The sequence below is a fragment of the Afipia sp. DC4300-2b1 genome (genome assembly GCF_049895725.1).
In the GTDB taxonomy this organism is placed as follows: domain Bacteria; phylum Pseudomonadota; class Alphaproteobacteria; order Rhizobiales; family Xanthobacteraceae; genus Afipia; species Afipia broomeae.
This window is the reverse complement of sequence record NZ_JAFCSX010000003.1, coordinates 126,167-144,986: the sequence shown is the minus strand read 5'-3', so window position 1 is coordinate 144,986 and position 18,820 is coordinate 126,167. Positions and strand designations below refer to the sequence as shown.

Sequence of the window (18,820 nt, the reverse complement as noted above, 5' to 3'; positions counted from 1 at the left end):
GTGCGCTTTCTTATTTGATCGATGCGGAATTATGACCGACATCACCGCCGTACATATTTTCGGATGGAATGGGGCAAGCCATTATGAGGGTAATATCATTTCTCTTGCGCACCGGCGCGGTGCTCGTGTGGTCCACGCTGAAAATCGTAAAATGGATGTTCATCGGTGTGATCTCGCTGGCAGCGGGGTACGTCGTAATTCTCGTTATGGGGAATGTTGTATTCGCGACGAAGCGCAATGAAGCGCACCGTAACCTTCATCCGCAGCATGCCGATTGCGCGAATTCTTCGGACTGGTCTGTACTCGCGGAATCTCAAAACAATGAGTTGCTCGCAATCGAGCGTGATCCGTCTTGGCAAAGGAAACTACGCTGCGCAATCCAGACGCACTCTGTTCCGACGGCGAGTGGCGACAGTACAAGTCAGGAGCGCTTGAAGTTCAATCTCGCCTTTCTCGAGTTTATGGAAGATGGAAGCCCGCAGCCACTCGAAGGCAGACCTGCAGGTTCAGCAGAGCTGTCGCAGTACGCGTTGCTGCAGCGCCATCTGCTGAGCACCCCTTCCAACTTTGTGATCGCCTTCGCTCACGGCTGGCGTCACGATGCAAAAATTGGCAATGATAACGTCTCCGATTTGCGGCATTACGCGGCGCATGCCGCCAGATTTCTGGCGGAACGTTGCAATAAAGAGGGCCGATTCTGCGGCACGACTGTTACTGCAATTTATATCGGTTGGCGCGGAGCCAGAGTCGACGAGGTTCGCATCAAACAAACATTTGGCCATCAAATTGGCGGTCTGTTGGCAAATGCAACAATGTGGATCACGTTGTTTGATCGAAAGCCGATTAGCGAGGAAATCGGACCCTCGGCAGTCACTGCGCTTCGTGGCTTGGACCGCATTCTTGACAGCAAAAAATCCCCGGCCGCGCCATCAACGGATATGCCAGCTGGATCGCTGAGCAATGATCAAAGAATGATTGTTTTGGGTCATAGCTTAGGTGGCAACATGATGATGACTGCCCTCAAAGATCAGCTAACGAAGAACATTATTCGACACGACAAAGGTGCGCCATTCGAGTCGCCCGTCGGCGACATGGTAGTGTTGCTCAATCCAGCTTCCGAAGCAGGGCATTGGACCGCGCTGCAGCGAGCCGTGTGGCACCGTGTTGCTTTCCGTGCGTCGGAAGCAAACGCCACGAGTACGGTTGGCGACGGGCACGGTTTGTTTAAGCAGGAACAACCACCAGTCCTCATGTCGATAACGGCTGCAAGATCATGGCCGCCATCAGGGATCTGGCCGCAAGATTGCGATTGGCTGCGCATGCCTGCTCGAAATAAAAATGAAGCAGAAGCAAAAGCAAAAATACTACCGTTGATTGAAAGCAATCGCAGTGTTTACGTCACCGATGTAAATTACGATTGGGCAACTCACGATCTGTTTCCCCTATTCAAGTTTGATTTTCGGCCTGTTGCCTTGACTGTTCAGCGCATCGCAGACCGAATGGCGGCACGTCAGGCAATTGAATCGGGAGCTTGTCCAGCATCCAGATCGGTTCAGCCTACAGAAAAAGCGTCGGGGTTCTGGAAGCTATTGGCAAGGCCAATTGCGCTATTAGCATCTTTCTTGCGCAACGCTCCATTTATGAACACAGATCGAGAGCAGACTCACACAATTGGCCATCTAAACCCACAGAGACCATCTACCGACACACTTGCCGAACGTGTAACTCTACCAATTCGGCCTTTCGGTACTACGCATGAGTTAGTGGGCGATCGCGATCGGAATAGTGAAACACCGGTCTTCTATGGTGATATCGGACGCGATCAATCAGCGTCGTGTCCTAGCGCGACAAGTTGGTTGTGGCGTGCGCGAAATTTAAATCGTAGTTCGAACGGAACGCTCTGGGACAGCAGTAAACTCGAGCCTCTACCAAGCGGTCAGGATGCGAAGCCGTCTGCAAACATCGTACATAGTTTCTTGAGCCCCGGGATGGCGCCCATTACCAGGGCAAATGATCCATTCTGGAATGTGCGGGCTTTTGACAACGCGCTTTCGGAACACGGGGGTTACATGCTGTCATCTTTTATTTGCACCGTGTTTCAGTTTGTGTTGGATGACGTTGCAAAAGCTCCTGCCCAACCGACAAACTGAACTATCTACATTGGCGGAGTTTTCGAGCCCGCGCCCTGCTTAGGCCATTTCCATTGGGTCTTCCGGGTTTCAGAATCGTAAGGCGTTGCCTTGGTTGGACCATGCCAAGGGTAGCGTTTTCGGAATTTGCGCCAAGGATAAAGTTGCGGGCTGGTCGCCGCTTAGAATGGCCGCTGTAATACAGGGTGCCATAAACGCATAGCGCAGTTCTTGCCGCAACAGCTTCGGATGCAGTTTGACCAAGGTGGCCAGCGCTTCGACAGTGTCAAATTTGTTATTCTTTAGGTCACGCAGCCACGCATGGGCTCGAACAGTGGCCTGAACCAGTTTTGCATTAGGCTGGCGTTCGTCTGCCTCAATGATAGTTGCCGAATCCGGTTGGCGCACCTGCCAAGGGATCGGGAGTTGGTTCGATCGAATTTTCGCCGCAGGTGTAGTTGAGATTTTGACAGCGCGGCTGCTAAGGTCGGCGCGTTCGACGTAAGTGCCAATAATATCTGCATCCAACACAGCTTGATCAATCTTCAGCCGTTGCCGCAGAGCATTGATCAGCGTCCGTTCGATATCGGCAGCCGAGACACGTGCGACCGATCCGGCTTCGGTTTTGCGACCGCGCAGAATTGCCGAGCTGACATAGAAACGATAGCGGGCGCCGTTCTTCGACGAAAAGCTCGGGCTCATTGCGTTACCACGATCATCGAACAGTTTGCCCATCAGGAGCGCGCCGCTTTCCGATCGTTTGATCTTCCTTTTGTGGGTGCCAGCCGCGAGCAACTCCTGCGCCTTGTTGAAGGTTTTTCGGTCAACAATGGCCTTGTGCTCGCCGGGGTACCATTTGCCGCCGTGACCGGTCTCGCCAATGTAGATCCTGTTTTTCAGGAAATGAGCAAGAGGGCCGTAGGTGAATGGAATCCCGCCGTTGAACTTCTTGACCTTGGTGTTCCGCCGCTTGGTGACAATGCCGCGCTTGTCGAGATCGACTACCAGCCGGCCAAACGATTGAAGCTCAACGTAACGCCGAAAGATGGTCCGGACAGTTTTTGCCTCGGTGGGGCTGATGACGAGTTTCTTGTCTCGAGCTTCATAACCAAGTGGCACCGTGCCACCGGTCCATTTCCCCTTGCGGCGCGATGCGGCCACCTTGTCCCGGACGCGCTCGGACGACAGTTCGCGCTCGAACTGAGCAAAGGATAGCAGGACGTTTAAGGTGAGCCGCCCCATCGACGTGGTGGTATTGAACTGCTGGGTGACGGCCACAAACGAGATTGATCGGGCGTCAAATGCCTCAACCAGTTTGGCGAAGTCCGCCAGCGACCGGGTGAGGCGGTCGATCTTATAGACCACGACAACATCGACCTTGCCGGCGTCGATATCCTTCAGAAGTCTCTGGAGGGCAGGACGGTCAAGATTGCCGCCGGAGAATGCAGGATCGTCGTAGGGCTGCGCCAGCACCTTCCAGCCGAGCGAGGCTTGGCTCTTGATATATGCCTCGCAAGCCTCGCGCTGGGCATCGAGCGAGTTGAATTCCAACTCAAGGCCGTGTTCGGTCGACTTGCGGGTGTAGATGGCGCAGCGCAGGGGCTTGGGAGCGCTACTTGCCATCGGTCGCACCTTGAGTCTTTGACCGCAACCCGAAGAAGCGCGGCCCATTCCAATTGGTGCCGGCAATCAGCGAGGCGATCTCGGAGAGGCCCGCATAGGTCTTGCCGTCATAGGCGAAGCCGTCCGGCCGGACCACGACGCGGTAGGTTTTTCCCTTCCATGTGCGGACCAGTTCCGAGCCGGACTTGATCCGGCGCGGAAGCTCCAGCCGCCCGTTAGGCTTGGCGGCCATGGCTTTCACAAGCTGGTCGAGCAGGCGCTTGGTCGGACCGGACAACCCGCCATAGGCCTTTTCCTGTATCCGATGGGCAATGCTCCGGCGCAGCAGGTCCGGCCCAAAAGCCTTTGGTGGATCCGTTCGAAGCACCTCCCGGTATCGCTTACGGAGTACGACGATGGGGGCTGTCGCCAGCCGATCCAGCTCGGCTTCTATGGCTGGATTGAGCGGCGTCATGGAGGAGGGGGCTTTGGTCATTTCGTGACGGCCTGCTTTGCGACCCGGTACACGCGCTGGCCATCGGTTTTAATCGAAGTCAAGTTCAGCTTGAGCTTCTTGCGCACGGTGCCTGCAAAGAAGCCGCGCACCGAATGTTGCTGCCACGCCGTTGCCTTCATGATGGCGGCGATGGTGGTGCCGGACGGGGCGCGCAGCATCTCAAGGATTTTGTCCTGCTTGGACACGGCCACGTTCGGCGCCTTCAGCATGACCGGCTTCTTCGGCGCCACCGGCGGCAGAACCTTCCCGGCGGGTTTCGTCGGTCGCTTTGCTGCCGTCGTGGATTTACGCCCGGTCTTGCGAGGGGGCTTTCGATTGCTGGTGGGCATTTCGGTTCTCCTGCGTGCATGACAGCATCCTGTGCCGCCACTGCCGCGGCCCGTCGGTTGCCGACGGGCAATGAACCTTTCGGTTGGAGAGAGTTCTTAGTCGCTCGACAACCGGTTGAGCAGCGAAGCCGCATCCTGCAAGCGGCTGGTCTCGTAGAAGATCTGTTCGAGATCCATCGAGACCCTCACGCCTTCACTGACGCTGCCGGCCAGAGCGCAGGCCTCAGCAGCCTTGGCAATCCGCGCAGCCTCGCCAAGCCGAATGCCGATCTCGGTGAGGATCAGCCCAATTGCCTGTTCTGTAATTTTGCGGTCCATCATTCTGTCTCCGATTTACGGCGACAGTGACGCTCCACGTGCTGGGGAAGTCGAGCGGAAACGCAGCAATCTAGTGGCTCTTATCAGCCCGTCTGGATCACGAAATGATCGTCGCTGAAATTGGGGCCGAATAGCTTACTTGGCCTGACGCTTCGGGGCGGTTTTAGCTGCACCTTTTCCGCCAACGTAATCTTTGAACAGCTTTGTGGGATCGGCGCCGAGCGCGCGGGCGATGGTGATAAATTCAACAACATCAAGCCTGCGCTCGCCATTCTCATACTTGGCGATGAACGACTGGGGCTTTCCCAGTTTTTTGGCCAGCGTCTCTTGTCGCACATCTACGCCTTTCCGCACTGCGACAAGCAGGTCGATCAGGCGGGAGTACTCCGCGGATTTGAGGGACTTCTGCATGTGCCGCCCGAGCCGTGAATCGGCGGCGCACAATTTGATCCCATAAATGGATTATCCCAAAACTGGATAGTTGGATGAAAACGAGTTATGGCTTGGGCCTTACATTGGAGAGGCAAGCTATGAAAATTGCTATCGTCTTGTTGTCTATTTTAGCTTTTGGCCACTGCGCTCAAGCACAGGACGCCGAAAAGTATGTCACGTCAGGAGAAGGAGTGCTTTGCGTACGCTTTTCCGATTTGAGGGAAGCCTTGAAAGCGCTTATCAGCGGCGACATAGCGTGGGTTAGAAGTCTGGACTGCGTGAAGGTTATGGAAGGCGTGCCGGTCACAGTTATAGAGCAGATCCAATCTACAAGTGATGGGAATCCTTGGAAGGTTCGGATTACACTGCCGAGTGGGCGTGGGGCATCGGTATGGGGGCCGGTATTTGCGTTCAAGAAAATCCCCGCCGATGGTTCAAAGAATTGAACCGCAATTACTTCGCGCAATAGAAATGGGCCGCGTTAGACGCGGCCCATTTCTGCTGTGCGTAATTTTCAAGTACGCACAATCGACTTTGGCGGGCTGGTCCCTCAACGCACTCGATAACCAATTTTCCCGGTGCCGCCTCTTGGCGATATATCTAACTTGCCGGCCCATCGTTTTTCTGTGGCGTTTTTTTAACTTTTTTAGCCAATGTCCGCAAGCGGTCCATATCCGGTGGTTTTCTGAAATTTTCCGCCCATTCGAGGTGAAGACCTTTGTAAATAATCCGCAACATATCGACGCAAAACCTGAGGTCGTGCCAGATAATAGGTGCGTCCTCACTGCCGATATCTTCTGACAGAAGATCCAGCATCGATGTTTCGTAGAATTTCTTTGCATCGATCAGCCAGCTGAAACGCGCTAATTCATCAGCCGTAAGCGCCGCGATTGTGACCTCGCCGGTTTCAAAGTTCAGCAACAAATCATCAGGATGTGGATAAACGTGGGGCTCCGGACGTCCCTCAAGCTTTCTCTGCGCGCTATCCTCGCGCCACCATTTTTTGTATTCGAAAGCTGCGGTAAAGAGCTTGTCACGCTGGGCGTGAAGTTCGCTCTCTGCTTTGTGAAGCAGTTCCATCGCGAGCTTTTGTGCACGAACGTTACCATTTACAGCACTGCGATTGGTGGAGCGCGCAATCGCTCTCGATGTCGTGATTGCTTTCTTTTTGCCGCGACCGTCAGTGAGCTCAAGCGGCAGCATTCCCTCCTCAATGAGCATTTTAGCAAAATCATTCAGTGGAGGGGTCTTATTTTTTGATCCCTTGGGACGCCCTTTGGGATTTGGGGACACTCCAGGCTTAAATCGCGTTTCTACGGGAGGTTTCCCGTAGCCATTGGGATAGTCGCCGACACTCTCCCGATGAAAGTTCGGATTGGGCTTTTTCGGGCTCTTACGTGCCATGGTTTGCGACCTCAGGCTTCGCGAGCAGCGGTCGATGCTGTCTCAATGTCATCAAACGTGCGTTTGGTGTCAGAATGAACAGCATCTTTCCCGGTCATCTGCTGCCACCTACGGATGGCGACATCGACATAGGCGGGATCGATTTCGAGACCGTAGCCACGCCGACCAACTTTCTCGGCAGCGAGAAGTGTGGTTCCGGAACCGCAGAAGAGGTCGAGCACGATATCGTCGCGTTTGGTGCAGTCGCGCATCGCATCGCTCACCAACGCGATGGGTTTAACCGTGGGATGCGAAGCGAGATCAGTCAGGCGACCAGCACGGAACGTGTTGACTCCGGCATAGGGCCAGACATTCGAGCGAGAGCGGCCATGACGGCCAAGCTCAACATTGTTCAAATGAGAACCAGGCCCGACGCGAAACACAGCGATCTGCTCATGGGCGCTCCGGTAGAAGCTGCCCTGACCAGCATTGGTTTTCGTCCAGATGCAGGTATTGATGTGCCCATCGTAGGTCGCTTTGCTGGCCTCGAGCAGTTCGCCCATGTGCCGCCAATCCATGCACACATAGTTCAAAGCGCCGGCGCGAGACACGCGCGCCGCGTTGCCCAAGGTGCCCTTGAGGAATTCCACGAAAGCCTCGGAAGACATTTCCCCCGATGCTTCTGCAAACTCGCGGTGCTTGATCTTGCCGCGCCCAACTACGCCGGCGACTGCGACGTTATAGGGCGGGTCCAGGAAGCACATGGCCGCCATTTCGCCGTTCATGAGGCGGTCAACGTCCGCCGCCAAACGAGCATTTCCGCAGCCGAGACGATGATTGCCGAGGATCCAGATATCGCCAATGGAGCTCACGGGCCGGCCAGACGTCAGTCCAGGAGCTTCGTCAGCGGGATCCTGCGAGGACTCCTCGAAATCTACGAGAAGCTGGTCGATCTCCGGAATCTCGAAGCCGGTGATCGAAATCTCGATGTTTTCTGCCAGCAAAAGCGGCGTAAGGGCAGGCAGCTCAATCGCGAGACGCTCACGATCCCAGCCTGCTTTGGTGGCGATGGCGTTGGCGGCGATCATCAGCGCACGCTTGGATGCGTCCGACAAATCGCCAGCGCGGATAGCGGGAACCTCGCTCAAGCCGAGCAGTTTCGCGGCTTCCAGGCGCCCATGGCCAGCGATGATGACGTCGTCGTCATCTGCCAAGATCGGAAACCTGAAGCCAAACGCTTTGATGCTCGCGGCAATCTGCTTGATCTGCTTTTTCGAATGCGTGCGTGCGTTCAGCGGGTTGGGCTTGAGTTTGTTGATAGGAACCAAAACGATGTTTGCCATGAGGCCTCCTCCGCAGCGGCGAAGCCGTGCGTCAATGCTTGATGAAGGGGAGGTCAGGTCACTGGTCGCGTAATGGAAAAATCCATGACGCAGTCTTGAGAATTGCTCTCAAAACATCGATCGCAGGCATCGCCGACAATCGAGACTACAAGGTCCTTGCGGAACTGACGGGATACGACGGATGATCCATCAACGTCGTAGGTTCCTTCTACTGCTTTTGCAGATGGTGTTCAAGAGCTTTCAAGCGCGTCCCTCGTGGCACAGAGCTTGATTCGCGTATTGATGGTTACGGAACGGTCGCTTCTGACGCAAAGCGGACATCGATTCAAACGCCCACGTCGGCGACGTGGTATGTTTGGCAAGCGGACGGCGTCCGCTCGAAATCCGCTGATGAGAATGCGCCTGCAATACTGCTGTGAAGCTATCAAAACTATAGCTATAGGGTATTGGGAAATCATACTGGCCTGACGCCATAGTCTACATTCAATAATCACGACTCGAAGAGGTTCAGCACATTTCTATACTGATAGATCATCCGGTATTCTGATTTTCAGTCAACGGGCCAGTTCGGCGGTTGTGCGTGCAAAGGTCTTTTACAGAATCTGAAATGAAGCCATTTACGGTCTGTCGTGCCAAGCAAGGGGGTTCGCCATGGTCACCAGAGGATTCACCGGCCGCGGCTCAGGCGGCGACCAAACAAATCGGATACCACCAGGTCAGCATCTCGTGGAGGATTTCCCCGTCCTGACAGCCGGGCCCACGCCGCACGTGGAGCCCTCAGATTGGAAATTTACCGTCAAAATCGGTCCGAAGCCCGTCAAAGTGTGGAATTGGAGCGAGTTCAACGCCCTGCCGAAGACCAAGGTCACCCGGGACATCCACTGCGTCACGTCCTGGTCCAAGCTGGATACCGCGTGGGAGGGCGTGCTCGTCGAAGACATCCTTGGCGATGCCGGGCTCGATCGGCCCACCGATTTCGTCCTGGCGCATTCCTACGATGGTTATTCGACAAACGTGCCGCTTGCCGACCTGCTCTCAGGGAAGGCGATGGTTGCCGTCAACTATGCGGGCAAGCCGCTGCCGCGCGATCATGGAGGGCCGGCGCGTCTTCTGGTTCCGCACCTCTACCTCTGGAAGTCCGCCAAGTGGGTGAACGCGCTTCAGTTCACAACGCGTGACGAGGCGGGCTTTTGGGAGCTGCGCGGCTATCACATCTACGGCGATCCGTGGCGCGAGCAGCGATACACCAATGACTGAGAATGGCGCGCAAACCGCGTTTTGGCAGTCATGCGTGATCGACGAAATCGTCCAGCAGACACCGAGCATCAAGAGCTTCTTCCTGCGGTTGAGCAAACCGTTCGCGCACATCGCGGGTCAGCACGTCGATGTCCGGCTGACCGCGCCTGATGGCTACAGCGCGATGCGCAGCTACTCGATCGCGTCCTCGGTGATCTCGTCCCCGACCGTCGAACTCGCCATCGAGCGGCTGCATGATGGCGAGGTCTCGTCGTTCTTTCACGATGTCGCGGCGATCGGCGACGAAATCGAGCTTCGTGGTCCGCTCGGCGGCCATTTCCTATGGCCTGAACCTGCCGTAGACGCGGTGTTATTGATCGGGGCAGGCTCCGGCCTCGTGCCGTTGATGGCGATGATCCGACAGCGCGGTGCACTGTCCCCAGCCGTGCCGACAGCGCTGCTCCTGTCCGCGCGAACCGCTGCGGACGTTCTCTTTTCAGAAGAACTTCATTCCATCGAAATCAGCGATGCGGCATTCGTCTTGGCGCTGGCGATCACGCGCGAAGAACCGATCCGCGCATCGGACTTTGCGCGCCGGATCGACGACGTGATGGTCCAAGAGATTTTGGCTCGGCTTCACCGAAAGCCCACACAAGTATTCGTTTGCGGTTCCAACGGTTTCGTCAACATCGCGACCGAGGCCGCGCTGCTGGCCGGCCTCGACGCGTCCATTATCAAAACCGAGCGCTACGGTGGCTAGGTGCCTTTCGTGGACGAAACATCCTCAACAGTCGGGGGGGGCGCGCGCGTCGATGTCGTCGGTGGCGAAGAGCCCTGGCTTTAAGGGCGAGGGATTCTATCGGATCAAAGGTAGCAGGACCAATGACAGTCGAGTGTGCCCTCAGTCTCCGCGGCTGCTGCGATGATCATCTCCCTCTTTCAGTTCAGGTTGAAGAGTGCCGGACGCTCAAGCGCCGATTGAGGACCTGTGGGCAATGGGTTCGCCATAAGGTAAAAGATGAGGGGCGGGCAGCTTGGCGAACGCTCAAATCTCTGCCGCCGCGCCGCCACCGTTCATCGACCGCTGCGGCGGACTTAAGATTGGAGATGATCGGTTTGCGCGGCACTTCCTCTCGTTACGGCTCCGCCGCCCAAGCCTTCCATTGGCTGACCGTGCTGCTGGTTCTCTCCGCCTACGTGCTGAGCAAAGGCGACCAGGATTCGCTCTATTCCGCCGCCGCGGACGGGCTCCGCAGGTTTCATGAGGCGCTTGGGGTGCTCGTCTTCATAGTCGTCGTGCTTCAATTGCTATGGCGGCTGATCGACAGCACGCCGTCGAGGCAGCCGATGCCGCGATGGATGGCTGCAGCCGCGACGTTCGTCCACTTCGCGCTCTATGCGCTCCTCATCGCGATTCCGACAACGGCAGTGCTCGGCACCTGGCTTGTGGGGATTCCCGTCACCCTTCCTGGATTCGATATCGCCCCCCCGATCGCGAAGGCGCGTGGACTGGGCCAGTCGATCATGAAAATACACACGACCCTCGGCGACGCACTCCTCTGGGTTGCAGGCGCGCATGCCGCCGCGGCGCTCTTTCACCACTTCTATCTGCGAGACGAGATCTTTCAGTCGATGGCTTCCAGGCGGATGAATGATCAGTCCTAGCCACTGCGGCGACGCTGTCCGCCGACGCGCTTCGGCACTTCCGTCGGAAATCTAGATGATGAAATCTATCTTCACGCCAATGCAGGTTACAAAAGTCAGGACGGACGATCATTAACCGGACGCGCCAGCGATCAAGCGATCGGCAAAATTCGATCCCCTACATGCACCTCACCTCCTTCAAGCACGAGTGCGGTCAGACCTCCGTGGCCGCGAACCGCGTTGTAGCCACCAGATCCGAACTCCTCTTCCAGACGACTGCACGGTGCGCAGTCGCCCGTACCTTCCAGAAGAACCCTGCCGACTCGAAATCGTCGACCTTTCAAGGCGACAAGGTTTATGCCACTTGTGACGAGATTTCGACGTAATCGCTCCGGTGCCACCTCAGCTTCACCCAGAAACGAAGAAATCGCGACTAGGTCTTCGGCGGCGATGAGCGTGACCTGACGCCGGCCGTCCGGGCTGGCGTAGTGATCGCCCTCGATCCCACCCCCGGCAATAAACAGCGCGGATGAAATCGGCCGCACTGCCTCGCGTCGGCCTGGCCTCACGCCGATCCAAACAAGTTCTCCGCCGCGCACGGTTGCATGCGTGAGGCGGCCAATAAGGCTGTCAGGCGAGATGGCCATCAATAGTCATCCTTTAAAAGTTTCTGCAAGGTGTGGCTGCACCTCCGTCAGCAATGATGCTCAAGCTTGTGCCAAGTCCTGCATAGATGCCTTCAGGTCCGCAGCAAACTCGGATCTTCGATAGGGGAGGTCAACGCCGCCCGTTCCGACCAACCCGCAAGGATAAGTTTGGATCCAAAGCCGCGGCGGGTCGGATTGCAACCGCAGGACCGCTCACGCCAGCGGACGACTATTGGCCCGGTGGTTAGCTCCCACATCTCTCACTGCGGCGTTCATGCTCACCGTCTCACTCCCGGCCAATCCACGGTAGCTATGATAGCTTCGAAGGCCACATAAATCGTGGCGCGATAGCCGGTAGCCGCTCTGAAACCGAAGCACGCTTCACGTGGCAAGTCAGCAGATTCTGGAAGTTCCGACCGTCAAGGCGGCTACCCGCCGGCATGACTATCGAAACTATATCGCCCAGCTATTGGATATGGCCGAAATCAGCCTTCATAGATGTCCGCGGAACATGAGTTCTCATGTTGTTTCGGGACACGGACTTTGAACGAAGAGCGAACCGTGTTGCTTAGCCGCGGCATTTGGCTTCTGAAGAAGATCTTAAAAATCGCGTTCAGTTCCGGTGACTTTTCGTCCGAACTCCGTTTACGTATCAATGCAAGGAGTTTGAGATGGGCATGATCGGGCGACGGGCGCCAGAGCTGCGGGTGCGGCGATGGATCGGCGGGAATGGCGAGGCGCTCGATACGCCGTTGAAGCTCTCGGATATTGGTACGCGCGTGAAGATCGTGTTCGCGTTTCAGCACTGGTGTTCGGGTTGTCATTCACATGGCTTTCCCACTTTGCAGCGGTTTTACAGCATCCTGGCCCCAACGGGGATTGGCTTCGCTGCGATACAGACGGTTTTCGAAGGAGCCGATGAGAACACGCTCGAGAAGCTGAATTTGAATCAGAGGAAATATGGGCTTTCCATCGCCTTCGGTCACGATGTGCCTTCGACAGGCGCCGCGTATCCGTCATTCATGGAGGACTATCGAAGCCGCGGCACGCCCTGGTTCATCGTTATCAATGCGGATAACCGAATAGTGTTTTCCGATTTCCACCTTGATGCAGACTGGCTTGCGAGCGAGCTGAAGCGGGCACGATTTGCGTCCTGATAGCTCATCCGAGCGACACACAGCTGGAGACACTGATGAAAGCCGTTGGTTACAAGGTTCCGGGACCCATCGCCGAGGATGCCGCGCTGGTCGACATCGATCTGCCTCGGCCTGTCGCTGCAGGATGCGATATCCTGGTTGAGGTGAAGGCCGTCTCGGTCAACCCGGTCGACTACAAGATCCGCAACAGCACGCCGCCCGTCAATGGCGATTGGAAGGTGCTGGGATGGGATGCCGCCGGGATCGTGCGCGAGGTCGGCCCCGACGTGACGCAGTTCGAGTCAGGCGACGAGGTCTATTATGCCGGATCGATCACACGGCCCGGCACCAATGCGCAGTTTCATCTCGTCGACGCCCGGATCGTCGGTCGCAAACCCGCTTCGCTCGACTGGGCGGAAGCGGCGGCGCTGCCGCTGACGGCGTTGACGGCTTGGGAGGCGATGTTCGACCGCCTGGACGTGGCGAAGCCCGTCCCCGGTGCGGCACCGGCGATCCTCATTATCGGTGGCGCGGGCGGGGTCGGGTCGATCGCCACCCAGATCGCGCGACAATGCACGGACCTTACTGTCATCGCCACCGCCTCTCGACCGGAAACCCAGGAGTGGGTAAGAGGGCTCGGCGCTCACCACATCATCGACCATTCTCGGCCGCTCGCGGCACAGATCGCCGAGCTCGGCATCGGCGCTCCCGCTTTCGTCTTTTCGACCACGCACACCGAACAGCATGTCGCCGACATCGCCGAACTGATCGCCCCGCAAGGACGGTTCGGGCTGATCGACGATCCCAAGGTATTCGATATCATGCTGTTCAAGCGCAAAGCGGTGTCGATCCACCAAGAGCTGATGTTCACACGGTCGATCTACGGCACGCCCGACATGAATGAGCAGGGCAAGATCCTCGATGCGCTGGCCGTGCTGGTTGACGACGGCAAAATCCGCACGACGCTGACCCGGCAACTGTCGCCGATCAATGCCGCCAATCTGAAGACGGTGCATGCGTTGATCGAAAGTGGCGAGGTAAAAGGCAAGATCGTCCTCAAAGGCTTCTGATAACCGCCACCGCCAAACATCTTTTCCAACCTCAAGAACGGAAATCCCATGACCAAATCAATTGCCACCGCCTCGATCAACCGCGAAACCGCAGTCGCCCTCATCGACGCGGCGATCACCGCGGCCCGTGCAATCGGCATCCCTGCTGCCGTCGCCGTTGTCGACGCCACCGGTAACCTGCGCGCTTTCGAGCGCACCGACGACGCGCCGTTTCTCACCGTCGATGTAGCCGTCGACAAGGCTTGGAGTTCCGCCTCGTTTGGATTCCCGACCCATGTCTGGAACGACTATGTGACCAACGATCCAAAAGTGGCGCCGCTGGCCTATCGCCCCCGGATGGTCGCTGTCGGCGGCGGCTATCCGATCTTGGAGCACGGGAAGTTGATCGGCGGGATCGGCATCTCCGGAGGCACCTATCAGCAGGATCAGGATGCGTGCGTCGAGGCACTCAAGAAAATCGGGTTCCAGCTACCAGCCTGACGACTGTCAGGCCATCACCGGTGGCGGTGGCCGACAGATCCGACCTTGTGAAATATTCTATGATGTAAGCGTTCGTCGTCTTCACACGGGAAGACATCATCGATCCGGATGCACTCGCAACCTATTCTGTGCTCCGGGTTGCGCGGTCGAGGCGGCGATCAGCCTCATCCATGCAAGTGGGAAATGCGTGATCCTGTTCCATTTACTGGACGGCACCGCGCGGTTCAACGAATTGAGACGCCGCATCCCAGGCGCGGCGCGCAGCGGACGCTGACCAAACCGTCCTGCTCAACGGGGCAAAATTGGAAACCGATATGGGTCAAAGTCTCTCTTCCTCGCTTGTGCACCGCGCACGGCGAGGCGGGCCGGACCCGCGTTACGCTAGGGAATTCAGCGCCGATTGACATTCAGCCGTGGGGGTATCCTCAATTCAGTAGATATAATCCTACCTGCCATTCGTGGTGGCGAGTTGCTAGATGCGCGGCCGCCCAGGCGATCAGGATTCGAGCTGACGCAGTTCGGCGTCGATGGGACAGTCGGCGCAAGCGTCGTAGCCACAGAGGCGGCAAATCCTATACATCTCCTCGTGACTCTTCAGGCGCGCGCGCAGAACGCGTTCAGATATCGCAGTTAATGTCGCCAGCTCTTTATTGCTGAGAGTAGATAGCCCTTCTGCGATGATCCGGTCCCTTGCATCCAAGACCTTCCTGCTCGCTCTCCGCCCGGCTGCCGTGAGATAAAGCGATCGAGTCCGTCCATCAGTGGCATGGCCTCGACGTTCGATGAGACCGTCGGCGACAAGCCGATCGACCAGACGAACACTTCCAGCATGCGAGAGTCCGACACCAATCGCAAGGGTCCTTATAGACAGCCCAGGCTCGTGGGCGAGAAGTGCAAGCGTCGAAGCAGTAGGGCCCGCCTCGGGCGCATGCGACGAGGTAACGCGAACGATATCGTCGCTGATCATGAGAGCAAACGCGCCGAAGATGTTGCGGTTTCGAGGTGCATTCATTGCCGCATTTATATATGCGTGGGACATAGATTCAAGCCGATAATGGGTTGGGTCGCGCCATGTCCCCAGATTGCGGCTGCCAACTCGCTAAAAGCCTGCCGCTGATTTGCTATTGTGGAAACCTGAGGGGGGCGTGCACTGCAGCCGGCATCGCTGGTTCGGCGGTGTCGCTCCACTTACGCAATATCTCTCCATGTGAAACGAGTAGATTGAGATCGCTGTCGTCATCGGCAGATGGCAGCAGTTCCACCCGGAACGAGGTCCAGGATTGCTGCGAGGATGTGCGGCAATTACGGGACCGGCCTGACACGTCTTTTGGAGCGTCGATTGTCCGCAACGCCGAGTTGGCGAGTTCAGGAAGGTGGCGAGCGCGATCGCCCGTCGCTTGCTTCTCTTGTCCAACCGCAATCATCAGGGGTAGGTACGTCTTACGAGTCGGATCTCACGACGAATTCACGGCGCTATCCGCAAGCTTGGACGACTTGTCCAATACTCACCCGGTATAGTTTTCATAGTTTCGCGAACCAGCATCATCGTGCCGCTTAGAAAGGAACCGCCCGTCTCCTTGCCGGAGTAGGTGCGTCATCAGGGGCGCTGAGCTTGCCAGCCGCAGCCTTTCGCGGCCGCGCCTTTCAGCCGACGATCGCATTTAGGCATATCGTTGCTATTGAAACTATACCGGCAGTGCATTGGAAAACATCATTGCGCGGTGCGATAAGGTAAGTACCTCTGGTGCTGCATTTACGGATCCGCGCCAAAGGGAGCCTGGACGGGCATAACTCAACGCTTGGAGAACAGTCGTGGAAAAGAAAAGTGTGCGCATTGGTCTTTTGATCGTTGGAGCTGCTGTCAGCATGGCTGCTGCAACGGCCGTGTTCGCCCAGTCAAAGTCCAAAGAAGATAACTCGATCACGCGAACGCGCTATCTTCCGGAATACACCGCTTCGGGTGAATTGATTCTACCAAAGAATTTCAGCGAGTGGGTATACGTCGGCTCGCCGCTAACTCCCCATGCGCTCAACGGTGGCAAGGCCGGCTTTCCCGAATTCCATAATGTGTACATCGAGCCGGTTTCTTACGAAATCTACAAGAAGACAAATGTGTTCCCCGAAGGGACGATCTTCTTCAAGGAGCTGCAGTTGACGCTCCCGGGCGAAAATCCCGATGGGTCGCGCACTGAGCCATCGGGACGGGGTTACTTCCCCGGAAAATTCAACGGGGCGGACGTCACGGTCAAGGACTCCAAGCGATATCCAAGCGGTTGGGGTTACTACAACTTCAATCACCATGAGCCGAAGGCGAAGACGGCCAAGCTGCAGGCAACATCCGATTGCGGCTATTGCCACGAGGCGAGCGCGAAAAAGGACCAGGTCTGGACCCAGTTCTATCCGCTTCTGGACAGATAACGTCCAAGGCAAATGTCCCTTGTTCGCCACTACGAGATGGGTAACAGCACGATGAGACTTGCTAGTGCTATAAAAGTTGCCTTTGCCGGCTTGGTCGCTATTGGCGCTGTGACCGCCTACGGACGCTTGAGCACAGGTTCGAACTATACCGGTGCCACTGCGGCGGTGGTTGACGATAAGGGGGGCATGCGCATGCCCTCCGATTATCGGACGACCTACCAAATGCTGGGGACTTGGGCGGTAGCGGCAGACGGTACTCCGGGTTCAAAGGAGATGCACGTGGTCTATGCCTCTCCCGGGGCTATTGTTTCGTACCGAAAGGACGGGAAATTTGCCGACGGCACCGTGCTGGTGAAGGAAGTCTTCGAGACAGCGACAAACGAAATGACGACCGGAACTGTGAGTAGTGCCCACCAGCTCAAGGGCTGGTTTCTTATGGTGAAAGACAGCGTCGGACGGTATCCGGGAAACAAGCTCTGGGGCGATGGCTGGGGCTGGGCCTGGTTCAATGCATCCGACCCGCTGAATACGACAACCACCGATTATGCGACCGACTGCCAGTCCTGTCACGTGCCCGCGCAGGCGTCGGACTGGATTTACACTAACGGCTATCCTCCTCTAACCCGCTAGGCAGAACAATCCAACAATCGAACCTCCGCGCAAGCGGAGGAAGGATGATCCGTGTCGATAGAACCGGTAAGGTAGAAGGAACGATCTAATGGAATCAACAGCTGCGCCGGGGCGAACCTCTTCCGAGGGACATCTCTACATGCAGACCAATGAGGTCCGCAACGCGATTGCTCACTATCGGCGCGACGCCGATGGGACGATCGCACTCATCGAGCGCGTCGAAACCGGCGGGGCCGGTTCGGGTGTGTTCAAACCAGTCAGCGGGCAAGAGAGCGCGCCTAACGCATTCGAAGGGGCGAGTAGCGTTATCCTTGCCGAACGCGAAACCCTTCTGTTTACGACGAACGGCGGCGACAATAGCGTGACGAGCTTCTTTGTAGCTCCAAACGGCAGGCTGACTGTGATCGATCGTCAATCGACAGGCGAGCCCGTCATCGGGCGCAGTGGAACGGCCAAATCTCTCGCGTATAGCCCGAGATGTCGTACGCTATTCGTGCTTCATGCATTCGGCCCCAATCACCTACGTTCCTATACCGTGGCTGATGATGGCAGGCTGACACTGCGTCCCGAGCAACACACGGTAAACACTGCGACGAAGACGGATCGAGTGTCCACGCAAGTCGTTTTGTCGCCGGACGGGAAGTTTCTGCTTGTCGACATTTTGTTCGATGCTCGTCCGGCCCTCAACCCGGACGGTTCGGCGAACCTGATCGTAGCGAATGCGCCCGACCCAGACGGGCTCGTTGTGTTCCCTGTGCGCGAAAACGGCACGCTCGGCGACGCTTCGTTCGTTGATGCAGGTGGTGCGGGGCCTTTCTACATCGGCTTCCTAAACGGAAGCCACGACGTCTTCCTAAATGGCGTTGCCGTAGGCGACGGTGTTGTGGTGAGTCGTATCGATCGAGAGGGTCGCGTGACCAATGGTCCGTTGGTGGCGATCGACACTTCGCTAGGCAAGCCGTCAGAGCTCTGCTGGCTGCAGGTGACCTCCGATAACTCGGTCGTGCTGGCGACCAACTTCGGCTACGGAACGGTTTCGACCTATCAGCTTGAAGAAGGCCGCTTGAGCATCCTGAAGGATCCGGCGAATATCGCAATACCGGGTGACGGTACCTTCCGCGCTGTGAACGGCCTTGTCAGCAGCGGACCCAGCGATAGTTGGCTGGCTCCGGACGATCGATACTTCTATCAGATTTTCGCGAATGCCTCGGTTCTTGTCAGTTACCACCTCGACAAGAGGAGCGGCAAACTGACGGAGGTTGGTCGAAGCTTGATTCCCTACGATAGTCCGCAAGGTCTCGCAGGATTCTAGGCGTCGACCTACAGAGCGCACTCGACGAGGCAAAATCCTATAATCCCCATTCCTGGATTTTGTCCGTCGAGACGCTCCCGCGGAGCGCGCTCGGAAATGACAAGATCCAGTTTTGTCCATTTCTGCGATTCAGTCTGCCGAGTTGCGCTCCGTCACAATTGCGGTCTGCCGCGCCTCTCAGTTAGTCGCTAGGA

General features: G+C 57.0%; 21 protein-coding genes and 1 pseudogene. 13 read left to right on the top strand and 9 right to left on the bottom strand.

The genetic code is table 11. The features are described from left to right. Positions 1–104 precede the first annotated feature (104 nt). Positions 105–2,150, top strand: coding sequence for a hypothetical protein (locus tag ACP7AL_RS13100; protein WP_425991926.1), 2,046 nt, complete (start codon positions 105–107; stop codon positions 2,148–2,150). Between the two features lie 69 nt (positions 2,151–2,219). On the opposite strand, the gene ACP7AL_RS13095 is transcribed toward ACP7AL_RS13100, so the two are convergent. From ACP7AL_RS13095 to ACP7AL_RS13085, 3 genes are read right to left on the bottom strand one after another with little or no spacing between them, the layout of a single operon-like run. Beyond that, positions 2,220–3,752 (bottom strand): recombinase family protein, encoded by a 1,533-nt coding sequence (locus tag ACP7AL_RS13095; protein WP_425991924.1) that lies wholly within the window; start codon positions 3,750–3,752, stop codon positions 2,220–2,222. Next, entirely contained in the window at positions 3,742–4,227 is a 486-nt protein-coding gene (locus ACP7AL_RS13090; protein WP_425991922.1) for a DUF2924 domain-containing protein, read from the bottom strand. Before ACP7AL_RS13090 ends, ACP7AL_RS13095 begins: the two co-directional genes overlap by 11 nt. Further along, positions 4,224–4,457, bottom strand: a complete 234-nt coding sequence (locus tag ACP7AL_RS13085) for a DUF3489 domain-containing protein (RefSeq protein WP_425991920.1) — start codon at positions 4,455–4,457, stop codon at positions 4,224–4,226. The genes ACP7AL_RS13090 and ACP7AL_RS13085 overlap by 4 nt, the downstream gene beginning before the upstream one ends. On the opposite strand from ACP7AL_RS13085, the gene ACP7AL_RS13080 reads away from it, so the two are divergent. Further along, positions 4,456–4,599 (top strand): hypothetical protein, encoded by a 144-nt coding sequence (locus tag ACP7AL_RS13080; protein ID WP_425991918.1) that lies wholly within the window; start codon positions 4,456–4,458, stop codon positions 4,597–4,599. The genes ACP7AL_RS13085 and ACP7AL_RS13080 overlap by 2 nt on opposite strands. A 74-nt stretch (positions 4,600–4,673) precedes the next feature. Here the strand turns inward: ACP7AL_RS13080 and ACP7AL_RS13075 are convergent, their stop codons facing one another. Together ACP7AL_RS13075 and ACP7AL_RS13070 are read right to left on the bottom strand one after the other, a co-directional pair. Next, complete coding sequence (locus ACP7AL_RS13075; RefSeq protein WP_006019189.1) at positions 4,674–4,895, bottom strand: hypothetical protein; 222 nt, start codon at positions 4,893–4,895, stop codon at positions 4,674–4,676. Between the two features lie 135 nt (positions 4,896–5,030). Next, positions 5,031–5,306, bottom strand: coding sequence for a helix-turn-helix domain-containing protein (locus ACP7AL_RS13070; RefSeq protein WP_425991916.1), 276 nt, complete (start codon positions 5,304–5,306; stop codon positions 5,031–5,033). Between the two features lie 119 nt (positions 5,307–5,425). On the opposite strand from ACP7AL_RS13070, the gene ACP7AL_RS13065 reads away from it, so the two are divergent. Continuing rightward, positions 5,426–5,773, top strand: a complete 348-nt coding sequence (locus ACP7AL_RS13065; RefSeq protein ID WP_425991914.1) for a hypothetical protein — start codon at positions 5,426–5,428, stop codon at positions 5,771–5,773. Between the two features lie 154 nt (positions 5,774–5,927). Here the strand turns inward: ACP7AL_RS13065 and ACP7AL_RS13060 are convergent, their stop codons facing one another. Both ACP7AL_RS13060 and ACP7AL_RS13055 read right to left on the bottom strand, forming a co-directional pair. Then, entirely contained in the window at positions 5,928–6,731 is an 804-nt protein-coding gene (locus ACP7AL_RS13060) for a DUF5681 domain-containing protein (protein ID WP_425991912.1), read from the bottom strand. Between the two features lie 11 nt (positions 6,732–6,742). Further along, positions 6,743–8,053 (bottom strand): site-specific DNA-methyltransferase, encoded by a 1,311-nt coding sequence (locus tag ACP7AL_RS13055; RefSeq protein ID WP_425991910.1) that lies wholly within the window; start codon positions 8,051–8,053, stop codon positions 6,743–6,745. A gap of 651 nt (positions 8,054–8,704) precedes the next feature. On the opposite strand from ACP7AL_RS13055, the gene ACP7AL_RS13050 reads away from it, so the two are divergent. The 3 genes from ACP7AL_RS13050 (at position 8,705) to ACP7AL_RS13040 (ending at position 10,954) form a co-directional block, all read left to right on the top strand. After that, positions 8,705–9,310 (top strand): sulfite oxidase-like oxidoreductase, encoded by a 606-nt coding sequence (locus ACP7AL_RS13050; protein WP_425991908.1) that lies wholly within the window; start codon positions 8,705–8,707, stop codon positions 9,308–9,310. Next, positions 9,303–10,049 carry a ferredoxin reductase gene (locus tag ACP7AL_RS13045; RefSeq protein ID WP_425991906.1) on the top strand — a complete coding sequence of 249 codons (747 nt, stop codon included), beginning with the start codon at positions 9,303–9,305 and terminating at the stop codon, positions 10,047–10,049. Before ACP7AL_RS13050 ends, ACP7AL_RS13045 begins: the two co-directional genes overlap by 8 nt. A gap of 347 nt (positions 10,050–10,396) precedes the next feature. Beyond that, the gene (locus ACP7AL_RS13040) at positions 10,397–10,954 is read left to right on the top strand and encodes a cytochrome b (RefSeq protein WP_425992943.1); all 558 of its coding nucleotides are present in this window, start codon (positions 10,397–10,399) and stop codon (positions 10,952–10,954) included. Between the two features lie 131 nt (positions 10,955–11,085). On the opposite strand, the gene ACP7AL_RS13035 is transcribed toward ACP7AL_RS13040, so the two are convergent. After that, positions 11,086–11,580, bottom strand: coding sequence for an MOSC domain-containing protein (locus ACP7AL_RS13035; RefSeq protein WP_425991904.1), 495 nt, complete (start codon positions 11,578–11,580; stop codon positions 11,086–11,088). Between the two features lie 671 nt (positions 11,581–12,251). Between ACP7AL_RS13035 and ACP7AL_RS13030 the strand changes: the two genes are divergently transcribed. The 4 genes from ACP7AL_RS13030 to ACP7AL_RS13015 are packed head-to-tail and all read left to right on the top strand — an operon-like array spanning position 12,252 to position 14,540. Continuing rightward, the gene (locus ACP7AL_RS13030; RefSeq protein ID WP_425991902.1) at positions 12,252–12,737 is read left to right on the top strand and encodes a peroxiredoxin family protein; all 486 of its coding nucleotides are present in this window, start codon (positions 12,252–12,254) and stop codon (positions 12,735–12,737) included. Positions 12,738–12,772: 35 nt separating this feature from the next. Further along, positions 12,773–13,786, top strand: a complete 1,014-nt coding sequence (locus ACP7AL_RS13025) for a zinc-binding alcohol dehydrogenase family protein (protein ID WP_425991900.1) — start codon at positions 12,773–12,775, stop codon at positions 13,784–13,786. Between the two features lie 48 nt (positions 13,787–13,834). Further along, a complete protein-coding gene (locus tag ACP7AL_RS13020; RefSeq protein WP_425991898.1) occupies positions 13,835–14,266 on the top strand; it encodes a GlcG/HbpS family heme-binding protein in 432 nt (143 codons plus the stop codon). Next, a complete protein-coding gene (locus ACP7AL_RS13015) occupies positions 14,217–14,540 on the top strand; it encodes a winged helix-turn-helix transcriptional regulator (RefSeq protein ID WP_425991896.1) in 324 nt (107 codons plus the stop codon). The genes ACP7AL_RS13020 and ACP7AL_RS13015 overlap by 50 nt, the downstream gene beginning before the upstream one ends. 222 nt (positions 14,541–14,762) lie before the next feature. Here the strand turns inward: ACP7AL_RS13015 and ACP7AL_RS13010 are convergent. Continuing rightward, positions 14,763–15,161: pseudogene (locus ACP7AL_RS13010) on the bottom strand (MarR family winged helix-turn-helix transcriptional regulator); the annotation flags it as partial. 917 nt (positions 15,162–16,078) lie between these two features. On the opposite strand from ACP7AL_RS13010, the gene ACP7AL_RS13005 reads away from it, so the two are divergent. The 3 genes from ACP7AL_RS13005 (at position 16,079) to ACP7AL_RS12995 (ending at position 18,626) form a co-directional block, all read left to right on the top strand. Further along, positions 16,079–16,684, top strand: a complete 606-nt coding sequence (locus tag ACP7AL_RS13005) for a cytochrome P460 family protein (RefSeq protein WP_425991894.1) — start codon at positions 16,079–16,081, stop codon at positions 16,682–16,684. Between the two features lie 12 nt (positions 16,685–16,696). Then, positions 16,697–17,314, top strand: coding sequence for a cytochrome P460 family protein (locus ACP7AL_RS13000; protein WP_425991892.1), 618 nt, complete (start codon positions 16,697–16,699; stop codon positions 17,312–17,314). Between the two features lie 88 nt (positions 17,315–17,402). Beyond that, positions 17,403–18,626, top strand: a complete 1,224-nt coding sequence (locus ACP7AL_RS12995) for a hypothetical protein (RefSeq protein ID WP_425991890.1) — start codon at positions 17,403–17,405, stop codon at positions 18,624–18,626. The last annotated feature ends 194 nt before the right edge of the window (positions 18,627–18,820 follow it).

Excerpts from the sequence above, each read along its gene's own strand:
- ACP7AL_RS13095 (WP_425991924.1), bottom strand. The coding sequence starts at position 3,752 with ATGGCAAGTAGCGCTCCCAAGCCCCTGCGCTGCGCCATCTACACCCGC.
- ACP7AL_RS13090 (WP_425991922.1), bottom strand. The coding sequence starts at position 4,227 with ATGACCAAAGCCCCCTCCTCCATGACGCCGCTCAATCCAGCCATAGAA.
- ACP7AL_RS13080 (WP_425991918.1), top strand. The coding sequence starts at position 4,456 with ATGACCGGCTTCTTCGGCGCCACCGGCGGCAGAACCTTCCCGGCGGGT.
- ACP7AL_RS13085 (WP_425991920.1), bottom strand. The coding sequence starts at position 4,457 with ATGCTGAAGGCGCCGAACGTGGCCGTGTCCAAGCAGGACAAAATCCTT.
- ACP7AL_RS13075 (WP_006019189.1), bottom strand. The coding sequence starts at position 4,895 with ATGGACCGCAAAATTACAGAACAGGCAATTGGGCTGATCCTCACCGAG.
- ACP7AL_RS13070 (WP_425991916.1), bottom strand. The coding sequence starts at position 5,306 with ATGCAGAAGTCCCTCAAATCCGCGGAGTACTCCCGCCTGATCGACCTG.
- ACP7AL_RS13065 (WP_425991914.1), top strand. The coding sequence starts at position 5,426 with ATGAAAATTGCTATCGTCTTGTTGTCTATTTTAGCTTTTGGCCACTGC.
- ACP7AL_RS13060 (WP_425991912.1), bottom strand. The coding sequence starts at position 6,731 with ATGGCACGTAAGAGCCCGAAAAAGCCCAATCCGAACTTTCATCGGGAG.
- ACP7AL_RS13055 (WP_425991910.1), bottom strand. The coding sequence starts at position 8,053 with ATGGCAAACATCGTTTTGGTTCCTATCAACAAACTCAAGCCCAACCCG.
- ACP7AL_RS13050 (WP_425991908.1), top strand. The coding sequence starts at position 8,705 with ATGGTCACCAGAGGATTCACCGGCCGCGGCTCAGGCGGCGACCAAACA.
- ACP7AL_RS13045 (WP_425991906.1), top strand. The coding sequence starts at position 9,303 with ATGACTGAGAATGGCGCGCAAACCGCGTTTTGGCAGTCATGCGTGATC.
- ACP7AL_RS13040 (WP_425992943.1), top strand. The coding sequence starts at position 10,397 with ATGATCGGTTTGCGCGGCACTTCCTCTCGTTACGGCTCCGCCGCCCAA.
- ACP7AL_RS13035 (WP_425991904.1), bottom strand. The coding sequence starts at position 11,580 with ATGGCCATCTCGCCTGACAGCCTTATTGGCCGCCTCACGCATGCAACC.
- ACP7AL_RS13030 (WP_425991902.1), top strand. The coding sequence starts at position 12,252 with ATGGGCATGATCGGGCGACGGGCGCCAGAGCTGCGGGTGCGGCGATGG.
- ACP7AL_RS13025 (WP_425991900.1), top strand. The coding sequence starts at position 12,773 with ATGAAAGCCGTTGGTTACAAGGTTCCGGGACCCATCGCCGAGGATGCC.
- ACP7AL_RS13020 (WP_425991898.1), top strand. The coding sequence starts at position 13,835 with ATGACCAAATCAATTGCCACCGCCTCGATCAACCGCGAAACCGCAGTC.
- ACP7AL_RS13015 (WP_425991896.1), top strand. The coding sequence starts at position 14,217 with ATGCGTGCGTCGAGGCACTCAAGAAAATCGGGTTCCAGCTACCAGCCT.
- ACP7AL_RS13000 (WP_425991892.1), top strand. The coding sequence starts at position 16,697 with ATGTCCCTTGTTCGCCACTACGAGATGGGTAACAGCACGATGAGACTT.
- ACP7AL_RS12995 (WP_425991890.1), top strand. The coding sequence starts at position 17,403 with ATGGAATCAACAGCTGCGCCGGGGCGAACCTCTTCCGAGGGACATCTC.